Origin of the sequence: Tepidiphilus sp. J10 (assembly GCF_006980785.1) — a bacterium.
GTDB lineage: Bacteria > Pseudomonadota > Gammaproteobacteria > Burkholderiales > Rhodocyclaceae > Tepidiphilus > Tepidiphilus olei.
In genome coordinates this window covers 82094-94877 of sequence record NZ_SBHP01000002.1, presented here as the reverse complement: position 1 = coordinate 94877, position 12784 = coordinate 82094, and the positions used below count along the sequence as shown (strand labels likewise).

Here is a 12784-nt window from a genome sequence, read left to right as displayed (position 1 = left end):
CTCCAAGGCAGGTCAACGGCCGTCCCTCCAGGACAGCTCGTCCACCGTGATCTCCTGGCCCTTTGGCCATGATCCCGCACGACTTCATCGACGAATTGCTCGCCCGCGTCGACCTGGTCGACGTCGTCGGAAAGCGGCTCAAGCTCAAGAAATCCGGCGCCAACTACTTCGCCTGCTGTCCCTTCCATGGCGAGAAGACCCCCTCCTTCTCCGTCTCCCCCGCCAAGCAGTTCTATCACTGCTTCGGCTGCGGCGCCCACGGCACCGCCATCACCTTTCTCATGGAGTACGAAGGGCTGGGTTTCGTCGACGCCGTGGAAGCGCTCGCCGCCGAAACGGGGCTCAAAGTCCCCCGGGCCCAGGGAGCGATCTCTGCCGCCGAAGCCGCCCAGCAAAAGAGCGAACGCCAGCTCCTGCTCGAACTGCACGCCAAGGCGGCCGACTTCTACCGCCGCAGTCTCGAGCGCAGCCCCAAAGCCCGCGCCTACCTCGAGCAGCGCGGCATCCTGCCCGCCACCGTCGAACGGTTCGGCCTCGGCTACGCCCCCTCCGAATGGCAAGCCCTCTCCGCCATTTTTCCCCACTACGGCGAGCCCCTGCTCGAGAAAGCCGGCCTCGTCATCGCCCCCCCCGAAAGCGGCAAGCGCTACGACCGCTTCCGCGATCGCCTCATCTTCCCCATCCACGACCGTCAGGGGAAAATCATCGCCTTCGGCGGACGCAGCCTCGACGGCGGCGAACCCAAGTACCTCAATTCCCCCGAGACCCCCCTCTTCGAGAAAGGCCGCACCCTCTACGGCTTGGCGCTCGCGCGCGACGGTATCCGCGAAGCGGGTTTTGCCCTGGTCACCGAAGGCTACGTCGACGTCATCATGCTCGCCCAGCATGGCCTCACGAACGCCGTTGCGGCGCTGGGCACCGCCACCACCGCCGAGCACGTTCGCACGCTGCTCGCCCTCACCGACCAGATCGTCTTCTGCTTCGACGGCGACGAGGCCGGCCGCCGTGCCGCCTGGCGAGCATTGGAAAACTCCCTCGAAGCGCTCAAGGACGACAGCCGCCTGCGCTTCGTCTTCCTCCCACCCGAGCACGACCCCGACAGCTTCGTGCGCGCCCATGGCGCCGACGCCTTCCGCGCCCTCATCGCCGACGCGGCCAAGCCGCTCACCACTTACCTCTTCGATGAACTCACGCGGGACGAAGACCTGCACACCGCCGAAGGACGCGCCCGGCTCGCCCACCTCGCCAAACCGCTGATCGCCAAGGTGCGCGCCCCCATGCTGCGCCTACAGCTGGAAAAGGAACTCGCCGAGCGCACGGGGCTCGCCATCGAAACCCTGCACGAATGGATTCCGCCCGCGCAGGAAATGGTCACCACCCCCACGCTTCGTTCCACGACGCGCCATGCACGGCACCCCGGACGCCGCGCCCCCCTGCCTCTGGCCGCCCTGCTACTGCGACTGCTCATCGCGCACCCGCTGCTCGCCGCCCGACTCCGCGTCGATCTCCTGCCGCTCGACGAACCCGAACCAGAATGGCGCGCCAGTGCCGCCCTCATCGACGCCATCGACGTCGGCACGCTCGACGAGCGCAGCACCGCCGCCATGATCGTCGAGCACTTTCGTGGCAGCGAGCATGGCGAGGTACTCGCGCGTCACGCCGCAGCGATCCTCGAGGAAACGATCCCCTGGGAAGACCCGGAGACCACACTCTCGGACATCATCCAACGCCTGCGGCTACGCCGCGTCGAACGCGAAATCGTCACCCTCTCCGCCCTGAGCCGCCAGCGCAAGCTCACGCCCGAGGAAACCCTGCACCTCGGCGAACTTTTCCGCGAAAAGGTCCGTCTCATGACTGCCGGCGCCCGACCCGAAGCCGCGCCCGACATGGCGACTTCACACCCCCCTTGAGCGCCGGACGAACACTCCCAGGTTTCCACTAGACGCATCGATCCCCCTGCCCACTAGGTACGGATCGTTTTATAATTAACGGTTTATTCGGGAATAGACGCTGCAGCCATGGCCCAAAACACCAAGAATTCCCCCAAACGCAAATCCAACAAGCGCGCCAACCCCAAAACGGAAAACGCGTTCATCGAGGCCGTTGCGGCCAATCACTCACCCGCCGACGCGGAGAAACGCCGCACCCAGATCAAAGCCCTCATCGCGCTGGGCAAGGAACGGGGCTACCTCACCTACGCCGAAATCAACGACCACCTACCCGACGACATCGTCGACTCCGAGCAGATCGAAGGCATCATCACCACCTTCAACAATCTGGGCATCCAGGTCTTCGAGGAAGCGCCGGCCCCCGAAGAACTGCTCATGGCCGAGGCGCCGGCCGTGGGCGGTACCGACGACGACATCGAAGAAGAAGCCGAACAAGCGCTCTCCTCGGTCGATGCCGAATTCGGCCGTACCACCGACCCCGTACGCATGTACATGCGCGAGATGGGTTCGGTCGAGCTGCTCACGCGCGAAGGCGAAATCGAAATCGCCAAACGCATCGAAGAAGGCTTGAAGAGCATGGTGCAAGCCATCGCCGCTTGCCCACTCACCATCGCCCACATGATCGAGACCATCGGCAAGATCGAGCGCGACGAGATGCGCATCGACGAAGTCGTCGATGGCCTCATCGATCACGAAGATCTCGCCCCGGTGTCCGAAGAAGAGACGGCAGACCAGAACACCGACGTCGACCTCGAAGCGATCGGGGACGAAGACGCGGAAGTCGACGAAGAATCCTCGGCCGAAGACGACGAAACCACGGCCCAGGCAGAGCTGGACGACGAGAGCGACGAAGACCGCGCCGCCCGCATCCAAGCCGCCAATCTCGCCGAGCTCAAGCGCGGCGCCATGCAACATTTCGAACGCATCCGCGAGCTCTATACCGAGCTCGATCGCGCGCTCGAAGCCTACGGTAGCGAAGACCCGCGCTACACCGCGCTGCGCGACCAGATCGCCGGCGAGCTGCTGCACATCCGCTTCACCGCCCGCTACATCGAACAGCTGTGCGACGTCATCCGCTCCATGATCGAAGAAGTGCGCCAGCACGAACGAGCGGTGGCGAAACTGTGCACCGAGATCGGCTCCATGCCGCGGGATTACTTCATCAAGGTCTTCCCCGAGCACGAAACCGACCCCGACTGGATCACCCGCGAGATCGAAGCCGGCAAACCCTGGTCCGAGTCGATGATCAAGGTCTACCCGTCCGTACTCGAGGAGCAAAACCGCATTCGCGAGATCGAACAACGCGCCCGCGTGCCCCTCAAGGAGCTCAAGGACATCAACAAGCGCATGTCCATGGGCGAAGCCAAGATGCGCGCGGCCAAGCGCGAGATGATCGAAGCCAACCTCCGGCTCGTCATCTCGATCGCCAAGAAATACACCAACCGCGGCCTGCAGTTCCTCGACCTCATCCAGGAAGGCAACATCGGCCTGATGAAAGCCGTGGACAAATTCGAATACCGCCGCGGCTACAAATTCTCCACCTACGCCACCTGGTGGATCCGGCAAGCCATCACCCGCTCGATCGCCGATCAGGCCCGCACCATCCGCATCCCGGTGCATATGATCGAGACGATCAACAAGATGAACCGCATCAGCCGCCAGATCCTGCAGGAGACAGGCGAGGAACCCGACGCCGCCGAACTCGCGCGCCGCATGGAGATGCCCGAGGAGAAGATCCGCAAGATCCGCAAGATCGCCAAGGAACCCATCTCCATGGAGACGCCCATCGGCGACGACGAGGATTCGCATTTGGGTGAATTCATCGAGGATGCTTCGGTGCTCGCCCCGGTAGACGCAGCCCTCATCGCCGACCTGCGCGAAGCCACTCGTGAAGTGCTCGAATCGCTCAACCCGCGCGAAGCCAAGGTCTTGCGCATGCGTTTCGGCATCGAAATGAATACCGACCACACCCTCGAAGAAGTCGGTCGCCAGTTCGACGTCACCCGCGAGCGTATCCGGCAAATCGAAGCCAAAGCCCTGCGCAAGCTCCGTCACCCGAGCCGATCCGAGCGCCTGCGCAGTTTCCTCGACAACGAAGCCTGACGAACTCCCCCGACCCGCCGCCACCGGCGGGTTTTTTTCATGCGATAATTTCTTTTCTAGGGCCCATAGCTCAACGGTTAGAGCAGCGGACTCATAATCCGTTGGTTGCTGGTTCGAATCCAGCTGGGCCCATCAACCAAAAACACTGTGCCAGGCGCTCGACATCGAGCATTGGCTGGCCGAACCGCGCCGCCACCAGACGTTTTCTTCACGGCAGCGGGCCTGGCGCCCCCAGGGCATAGCCTTGCAGGTAGTCCACACCCAGCGCGCGCAAGTGTCGGGCGAGCGATTCACTGCGTACGAATTCGGCGACGACTTTCATTCCCAGGACACGGGAAAAATCGGTCGCGGCCTTGACGAGTTGCCGTACATTTTCATCGTGCTCCACCCGGACGATGAGCGATCCATCGATCTTCAGGTAATCAGGCACCAGCTGCACGAGCGCGCTGAGGTTGGAGTAGCCACTTCCGAAATCGTCCAACGCCAGCTGTGCCCCATGGCGGCGCACTTCGTCGGCGAAATCGCGGATCTGAGCAGGGTCCTTGAATGCCTCGGTTTCGGTGATCTCGAAGACCAGGTACGCGCCGCCACCGCGAGCCAGCAGATCGAGTATGAACGTACGCGTGCGCTCGTCGGCGACATCCAGATAGGAGAGGTTCACCGAAACTTGGGCGCCACTGCATTGGGCTGCGTCGAGCGCGAGTTCCAGCACCCGACGTGTGATGCGGGAATAATGGCTCGTCTGCTTGACGATGTCGAGGAACTCACCGGGCGGATACAGCGTGCCGTCCCGCCCCCGAAGGCGCAGCAAGGCCTCATATTTCGGTCTTTCTCCCGTCATGGATACGGGCACGATGGGCTGGAAATGGCACAACAGGCGCTCCTCGTGCAGCGCCTGCTTGATCTCATTGATCCAGAAGCGATTTTTGAGATAGGATTGATTTCGCTCGCTCAAGACGAAGACGCCCTCGCGCACCCCTTCTTCCTTGGCCTTCTGCAACGCAGATTCGGCCAAGGCCAGCAGATGATCGCCCCCGATGGCGATCCCGACGTAGAAGTCTAGGTCGATCTCTTCCTCCTCCTCTCCGACGAGGACACGCAAGGAGTGCATCGACTCGCGCAAGGAGCGCAGATGCGCCTCGAAGGTGGCGGGGGGCATTTCTTGCGGGGCCACCAAGGCGAAACACGCGCCATAACTGCGATAGACGCCGATTTCCAGCGGCTGCAAGTACCGTACCAGACGGGCCGCCAGCTCGACGATCACCCGATCGCCCACCTCGAACCCGTAATACTCGTTGATCGACTTGAATCCGGCCACATCGAGGAGCGCGAGCATGCCGAATCGATCACGCTCGAGCACCTCGATGAGGCTATTGCGGTTGGGCAGACCGGTGAGTCGGTCGACGGCCTGCCGTTCGATGCGTTCTTGGGCCTGGATGATCTCGGTGATGTCCTCGGCGACGCTGATGTACTCCAAGATCTCGCCGTGTTCGTCCAGCAAGGGGATGATGGTGGACTTGAGATAATACGCACGGCCATCCTTGGCGCGGTTCTTGATCACTCCGCGCCAGATCTGCTTGGCGCGTATCGTGCGCCACAGGGACTCATACACGGCGCTCGGCGTGTCCGGATGACGCAAAAGGGAGTGCGAGTTCCCCATGAGCTCCTCGGCGCGATACCCCGTGACTTGCTCGAACAGGGCATTCACATACATGATGCGCCCTTGAAGGTCGGTGCGCGAGACGATGGCGGTTTGATCGAGCGCATAGCGGTATTGCTCGAGAACGCGCATCGATTGCGCCAGTTCCTGCGAAGTGACTTCACTCAGGTGCGCGAGCGCACGCAGGGTACGGTTGGGCGCAGGCAGCTTCTGCCTCAGGACGGGGGACTTCGAATGGATCTCGTCCGACTCGGCCACGATGACCGCGGTGGTGGTCATGTTGAGCAGTCGATTGTCGCCGGATAGGTGAAAGAACTCGCCATAAGTGAAGAATCCGGCCGCGGGCGCGACGGCGGCGAGCGACCCGAGCTCGATCGGCGCGTGCTCTTTCAGATATAGGCGCCGCCCCCTGCAGGAATAGACATAGAGCGCCTCGGCCGGAACGTGACATGCAAGGTGCTCGGCTACTTCGCGGGCGCGTTCGAGCATGGTGAAGATGTCGCCGATGCCAAAGCGCACCGGCTCCTCCATGCGCAGGCGACCGGCGTAACGCAGCGCCCCGTCCTCGGTGAGCGACACAGGCAAGCGGGCGACGTCGACCCCCTGCGTGCGTGCGATCAGGGGAAATTCGACCATCGAAACGGGGATATTCTCCAGCACTTCCTCGCCAAGATAGTAGCGATACACGTCGAGCACCGGTTTGCCGTCGATCTCGTAGACGCATTCCTCGCGCGCCCGGGTGATGCGCATCGGGCGCCCCACCGAAGTGCAGTTGAGCAGAGATTCGGTACGTACGTGCAGATCCTGGCCGTAGAATGCGGCCAGGACCAAGCCGCGGGAATATACCTGATCACCATGGATGACGAAGGTGCCATGGAAACGCAGGTTGTCCGCCGCGACGCCTCCGGCCAGAACGAGCTCCGGTGCTCCGGCGGCAAAGCCTTCCAGAAAAGGCTCGGGGTTCTCGTCGAGTACGTTGCCAAAGGCGAGCGCCAGCCGCGCGCCCTCGGCCGCAAGCGCCATCCCGAGCGAGCGACCCGCCTCAGCATCGGGCTGCGCCACGTAGTACGTTTTTATCTGAGTGCTAGTGTGCTCCAGCACGGTGACGGAGAGGAGCACCCCATGGTCGAGGATGTCACCGCCTGCAATCGCGCCTGCAGCCGAAGCGCCGATCACCGCGAACCCTGGGAAGCGCTGCAGGCGCTCCAGCACCGTTTGGAGCAGACTTTCCTCGCACTCGGTGACGAATACCTGGATCAACCCCCGCCGATTCCGCAGATCGTGCGTGGCGCAGAGGGCATCGAGCGAGGCGAGATCGCAGCAGTGATGGGAGAAATGTTGCACCGGTGCTCCACGGAATGCGCTTCGAATGGATTGTACCGTGGCGTGGCCCTACTTTCGGGGATCCAAACACGCCACGGTAAAATCCATTTTCTCGCAGCCCTGTTCTACGGCACTCTGCCGTTAATTCTCCCAGATCTTTTCGATTTCCGGCAGGGCCTGAAGGAACGCATCCACCACTTTGGGGTCGAACTGCGTTCCACGATTCTCGCTCAGGTAGCGCACTGCCTCTTCGTGCGTCCATGGCCGTTTGTACGGGCGTTTCGAGCGCAGCGCGTCATAGACATCGCATACGGCGGCGATTCGCCCTTCCAGCGGGATCTCTTCTCCGCTCAGACCGGCCGGGTAGCCTTTGCCGTCCCAGCGCTCGTGATGGGTGAGCGCGATGCGACGCGCCATCTGCAGGATCTCGTGACCGTTCTTCGGGATGATGTCGGTACCGATCTCGGTGTGACGGCGCATCACCGCCATCTCTTCCTCGGTGAGCTTTCCCGGCTTGAGCAGGATCGCATCGGGAATGCCGATCTTGCCCACGTCATGCAACGGACTGGCCGCCTCGAGCTGCTCCACCCAGCTCAGCTCCTGCCCGAGACGGCGCGCCACGGCGGCGCACATCTTGGCCATGCGATGGATGTGCTCACCGGTATCTGCATCGCGGTACTCCCCGGCCCGCGCCAGGCTCACGGTGAGATCCTTGGCCATCGCAGCGAGATCGTCGGTATAGGCGTCGTAATAGACCGAGGCAACGAACCCCAAATCGAGGAAAACGGCGAAATTGACCGCGCGCAGAGTGCGTATCTGCTGCTCGTGATCCGAAATACTCTCCATCACGATGGCGTTGACCTCACTCAGAACGACGGCATAAGCCCCGGAAAACAGGCGAAGATCGACGCCGCGCTGCTGGTGGATCTTGCCCATGCGCAATGCTGCCTCCACGTAGTCACGGTCGAACCGTCCCGCAAAGACGTATTCGAGCCAATGAGCTTTCTGCTTGGCCAGGGCGTGATGCACCTCCTCTTCCGAGGCGAATAGACCCAGCGCTTCGGGCGAATCGAGTACACGGCGATAGAAGGCGCGGCTGACGCGGTCGATCTGCGGCGCGAGTCGGGGGAGAAACGCACGCAAGGTCTCTATGATTTCCTGATCGATGTCGAGAAAATCGATCCACTGCTGCAGCGTGACGGCCATGTCTTTCATCCCGCTCTCTGAGAATGCCGCGCGATCGCGGTGGTGATTCGGAGTCACTCGGAAAAACGGACGATTTTCATCGATTATAGCGCCAGCATCCGTAGAGCCGCAGTTTCTCCGTAATCATGCCCTACGTGAAAGCGGTACTCGATCGGTTTTGCATCGACCGTTCGATCAAATGGCGGAGCGGATCCTGAAACGTGTGCACCGGGAACGACGCTCGAGCCTCCGGAAACGATGATTCAAGCATATGCTTTGAGGCTTTCTCGTCGGGATAATGGCTATATACGGGGTCACAGCCCCGCCCCGACGAGGCATGACCACACCCAACGAACGCCTACTCTTTCCCGTCGTGGCATGACGCTCACGCACGGAAAGACTGCTGTAACCCCTGTTCGGCCTGACGCGCGGTTTCCAGGAGGAGTTTTGCCTTTTCTTCGCTGTCGCTGGCCCGCTCGGCCGCCCCGTCGGCTGCTTGCGCCGCCTGCTCGACCTGCTGGGCCAGAAGTTGCGCCGCCTTGGCTTGCTCTTCGATGGCGTGCGACATGGAGGAGACGGCTTCGCGCGCCGCATCGATCACCGACGAGATGGCGTGCAACTCGTCCTCGACCTGCGCGGCGAGCGTTTCGCCCTCCTCCACCCGCTCGCGCACTTGGGCCATCTGAGCGCTGGCGTCGTTGGATTGCTGCTGGACCTGGTCGATGATCTCGCGGATCTCGCGGGTAGAGGCAGCAGTGCGTTCGGCGAGCTTGCGCACTTCGTCGGCGACTACGGCAAAGCCGCGGCCGTATTCTCCGGCCCGCGCGGCCTCGATGGCGGCGTTCAAGGCGAGGAGATTGGTTTGATCGGCGATTTCCTGGATCGTTTGCGCGATGGAGGAGATATGCTGTGCCTGTTCGATGAGGGCCGAGACGGCGGTTCCCGCCCGTTGCGTGATCTCGACGATGCCGCGCATCTGGTGCGCCGTGCGCTCGATGATGGCCGCACCGGCAAGGCTGCGTTGCTGCGATTGTGCGGCGCGCTCGTCGGCAAGATGAGCCATTTCGTTGAGCCGGTCGATGTTGGCCGAGAGTTCTTCGATGGCCGCAGCCATCTTCTCCGAGTTCTCGGCGGCCAAGGCGGCGGCACGGCGGGCTTCGGCCGCGTCCGTGCTTTGTTCTTCCGCGGCGGAGCGTACCCGGGTCAAGACGGCTCGCTGGGCGAGGACCAGGTCGCGGATGGCGTCGCGCAGGCGCCCGATGGCGGCGATGATACGGCCGAGTTCGTCGTCGGAGGAAGGCGGCAATACCGCGGTGAGATCACGCCGGTCGACCACCGCGCCCACCGCCTCTTCGGCCTCGGCCAGACGGCGGCGCAAAACACGATCCATCACGATACCCAAAGCCAGTGCAAAAACGACCAGCGCCGCGGAGGAGGCCGTCACCAAGGTGGACCAGAACGTCGCCTCGCGGCGATATTTCTCGAATTCCTCGTCATTGGCCTTTTCGCGCCAGGCGATGCGCTTTTCGAGCCTTGCCTTGATGTCGCGCCAGGCAGGATTGAGCTCTTGCAGCAGGATTTGGCGCGCCGCCTCGACGTCGCCGCGCTCTACGGCCGCCTGCAGCCGCTGCACGGCCGGCACGACGCGGCTTTTCCAATCGGTGAGCATCCCTTGGAGGTCTTCCCGGACTTCCTTGCGTCGGGCTTTGGCGATCACATCTTCGAGCAGGCGGGGAAATTCATCCACCCCTTTGCGCAAGTTTTCCTTGGCCTGCGCATCCTCGGGGAGCAGCACGACCCCCCTGGCGGCGGCCTGTAATTGGATACCCGCGCGGTTCGCCTCGCGCATGGCGACGGTATTGGGCAGAATGACCGTCTGCGTCGTGAGCAGGTGCCCGGCGAGCATGTCGCGCGTGTACCAAGAAACCCAGCCCGTGGCCACGCTGCCGAGAACGATCGCTCCCATGCTGGCCATGAGGGCGGTTCGCAGTTTGATCGCCATCGCTTTGCTCCCAGAGATTCGAGGTTCGATTTCGTTGATTATCGGTCGCCGGAGCAAAAACTTGAGCCCCCGGCGGCCCCGGCACGAACTTTCGTCTCATCGCGTCATCCGAATGGGCAAGACGGAGCATGCTATGATTGGCCGTTTCGATTTGCGCGGGGAACATCGGTGATCGTCGTCGATCTGCTGTGCGCTGCGGCGCACCGTTTCGAGGGGTGGTTCCCTTCGGCCGAGGCGCTGGAATCCCAACTGGCGCAGGGTGCGGTGCATTGCCCCCTGTGCGCCAGCAAGGAGGTGCGCCGCCTACCCAGCGCGCCCTACGTGCACACCGGCGAGCGCGGCGGAGAAATGCGCGAACCTTCCCTGCCGGCGACCGCGCCGGCGCCACCGCCCCCCGCCGAAGATGCGCGTCTGGCGCACCTGTGGCAGACGCTGCGTACCCTGGGGCGCCAAGCCGAGGACGTAGGGGCGCGCTTTCCCGAAGAAGCGCGCCGCATCCACCGGGGCGAAGCCGATGCGCGCCCCATCCGGGGCCAGAGTAGCACCGAAGAATTCCTCTCCTTGCTCGAGGAAGGCATTGAGGTGTTGCCTCTGCCGCCACTCGACGAAGACATGCACTGAGCCGTAAGCGCCAAGCCTCAATGCGCCTCGGCATCGAGCCGTGCCGCCAGCGCCTGTAATTCCCCGGAGATCTCCACCGGGTAGGGTGGCGCGTCTTCCAAGGCGCGCAACGGCTGCGGAAGCGTACTCAACTGGGCGGTAGCGTGCTCGCGCGCCGCCCTAAGCCCGGCGAGCGTATCGAGCCGACGTCCGCCACGCATCACGGGAACGAGCAGCGGTTCTCCGTCGTGCACCTCGTGCACCAAACCCACCACATCGCCCGCCATGCGCCCTTGGGCATCGTAGCGACGCCACACTTGTTTGCGTCCCGGCCAGGTCGCCTTGCCAGCGGAGCGTTTGCGGCGCGGTTTACCGGCGTATTCCTCGAGCTTGTAGGCGCAATCGAGATAGGGGACGTCGGCAGACGTGTCGAGCTTGGTGCCGATGCCGAAGCCATCGATGGGCGCGCCTTGGGCGAGCAGCTCGCGCACGCGGTATTCGTCCAGATCGCCGCTGGCGAAGACGATGGTGCGCTGCAAGCCCCCCTCGTCGAGGATGCGACGCACGCGGCGGGCGAGTTCGCCCAGATCGCCGCTGTCGATGCGCACCCCTTGAATGCGGATTCCCTCGGGTTCGAGCTCCTTGGCAAGCGCCACCACCTTGTGCGCCGCCGCTTCCGTGTCGTAGGTGTCGATGAGCAGCACCACGTTGGCCGGTTGCGCCCGGGCGAAATCGCGGAAAGCCTCCATTTCGTCGTCGTGCGCTTGGATGTAAGAGTGCGCCATGGTGCCGTAGAGCGGAATGCCGTAGCGCTGGCCGGCGAGCACCGTGGCCGTGCCGGAAAAACCGGTGAGCCAGGCCGAACGGGCCGCGAGCACGCCGGCTTCGGCCCCGTGCGCGCGGCGCAGGCCGAAGTCGACGAGGGTCTTTCCCGGAGCGACGAGCACCGAGCGGACGGCCTTGGAGGCGATGAGGGTTTGAAAGTTGAGCAGGTTGATGAGCCGGCTCTCGATGAGCTGAGCCTGCGGCAGAGGTGCGGTAACGCGCACTATGGGTTCGTTGGGAAAGAAGACCGTCCCCTCGGGCATGGCGTCCACGTCGCCGGTGAAGCGCCAACCGGCCAGCCAATCGAGGAATTCCGGCGAGAAGCGGCCGCTTGCGCGCAGCCAGTCGATCTCGTCGGCGCTGAAACGGGCCTGTTCGAGCCATTCGACGAGCGGTTCGATGCCGGAGGCGACGAGGAAGTTACGGCCGGGGCGCAGTTTGCGCACGAAGAGTTCGAACACGGCGGTGTCGTGCATGCCGCGCTCGAAATAGCCCTGCAGCATGGTGAGTTGATAGAGATCGGTCAGAAGCAGGCTGCGTTCGCTATCCATCTAAACTCCTTTCATTCGAATGCGGATGCGGCGTCGATCAAGCGGGCGCCGAGTCGGCGCATTTCTTCGAGCGCTCGCGCCCCACCTTCTGAATCAACGGCAGCCACTGCGTCGGTGAGCAGCACCACCTCGAAGCCGGCGGCAAGCGCATCACGGACGGTGGCGCGCACGCAATAGTCGGTGGCAAGTCCCCCGACGAAGAGCCGGCGCACGCCCGCTTCGCGCAGCGTCTGCTCGAGCTCCGTGCCGGCGAAGGCGGAATAGGCTTCTTCCTCGGGGCGCGTCGCTTTGGAGATCACGATCGCTGAAGGCGGAAGGGTCAAGGCGAATTCGGCTCCCCGTGTGCCGGCGACGCAGTGCGGCGGCCACGGCCCTCCTTGCGCATGAAACGAGCAGTGATTCGACGGATGCCAGTCACGGCTGGCGAAGATGGGCAAACCCTGTCCTGCAAACGCCGCCACCGCCCGGGAAAGCGGCGCGAGCACGCGATCGCCTTGCGGCACCGCGAGCGCTCCGCCCGGAAGGAAGTCGTGCTGCACGTCGACGAGCAGCAGCGCGTCCCCTGCACCCAGTTGCTCCATGATCC

Annotated in this window: 8 protein-coding genes and 1 tRNA gene; 4 read left to right on the top strand and 5 right to left on the bottom strand. The window is 63.5% G+C overall.

Annotated elements, in window-relative coordinates:
- Window positions 1-68 precede the first annotated feature (68 nt).
- From dnaG to EPD81_RS05060, 3 genes are all read left to right on the top strand, one after another.
- Window positions 69-1910: a DNA primase gene (dnaG, locus tag EPD81_RS05070; RefSeq protein WP_142804367.1), complete on the top strand. Its 1842-nt coding sequence runs from the start codon at window positions 69-71 to the stop codon at window positions 1908-1910.
- A 108-nt stretch (window positions 1911-2018) separates the two neighbouring features.
- Window positions 2019-4052: an RNA polymerase sigma factor RpoD gene (rpoD, locus tag EPD81_RS05065; RefSeq protein WP_142804366.1), complete on the top strand. Its 2034-nt coding sequence runs from the start codon at window positions 2019-2021 to the stop codon at window positions 4050-4052.
- A 59-nt stretch (window positions 4053-4111) separates the two neighbouring features.
- Window positions 4112-4184, top strand: a tRNA-Ile gene (locus EPD81_RS05060).
- A gap of 76 nt (window positions 4185-4260) precedes the next feature.
- On the opposite strand, the gene EPD81_RS05055 is transcribed toward EPD81_RS05060, so the two are convergent.
- The 3 genes from EPD81_RS05055 to EPD81_RS10655 all read right to left on the bottom strand — a co-directional run bounded on the left by EPD81_RS05055 (window position 4261) and on the right by EPD81_RS10655 (window position 10222).
- Entirely contained in the window at window positions 4261-7056 is a 2796-nt protein-coding gene (locus tag EPD81_RS05055) for an EAL domain-containing protein (RefSeq protein ID WP_142804365.1), read from the bottom strand.
- Window positions 7057-7176: 120 nt separating this feature from the next.
- Complete coding sequence (locus EPD81_RS05050) at window positions 7177-8241, bottom strand: HD domain-containing phosphohydrolase (RefSeq protein WP_185955361.1); 1065 nt, start codon at window positions 8239-8241, stop codon at window positions 7177-7179.
- Between the two features lie 364 nt (window positions 8242-8605).
- Window positions 8606-10222: a methyl-accepting chemotaxis protein gene (locus EPD81_RS10655; RefSeq protein ID WP_185955360.1), complete on the bottom strand. Its 1617-nt coding sequence runs from the start codon at window positions 10220-10222 to the stop codon at window positions 8606-8608.
- A 168-nt stretch (window positions 10223-10390) separates the two neighbouring features.
- Here EPD81_RS10655 and EPD81_RS05040 point away from each other — a divergent pair, with 168 nt between their 5' ends.
- Window positions 10391-10843 carry a DUF1178 family protein gene (locus EPD81_RS05040; RefSeq protein WP_142804363.1) on the top strand — a complete coding sequence of 151 codons (453 nt, stop codon included), beginning with the start codon at window positions 10391-10393 and terminating at the stop codon, window positions 10841-10843.
- A 17-nt stretch (window positions 10844-10860) separates the two neighbouring features.
- Here the strand turns inward: EPD81_RS05040 and EPD81_RS05035 are convergent, their stop codons facing one another.
- Together EPD81_RS05035 and EPD81_RS05030 are read right to left on the bottom strand one after the other, a co-directional pair.
- Entirely contained in the window at window positions 10861-12198 is a 1338-nt protein-coding gene (locus EPD81_RS05035) for a nicotinate phosphoribosyltransferase (protein WP_142804362.1), read from the bottom strand.
- A gap of 11 nt (window positions 12199-12209) precedes the next feature.
- Window positions 12210-12779, bottom strand: a complete 570-nt coding sequence (locus EPD81_RS05030) for a nicotinamidase (RefSeq protein WP_142804361.1) — start codon at window positions 12777-12779, stop codon at window positions 12210-12212.
- Between the last annotated feature and the right edge of the window lie 5 nt (window positions 12780-12784).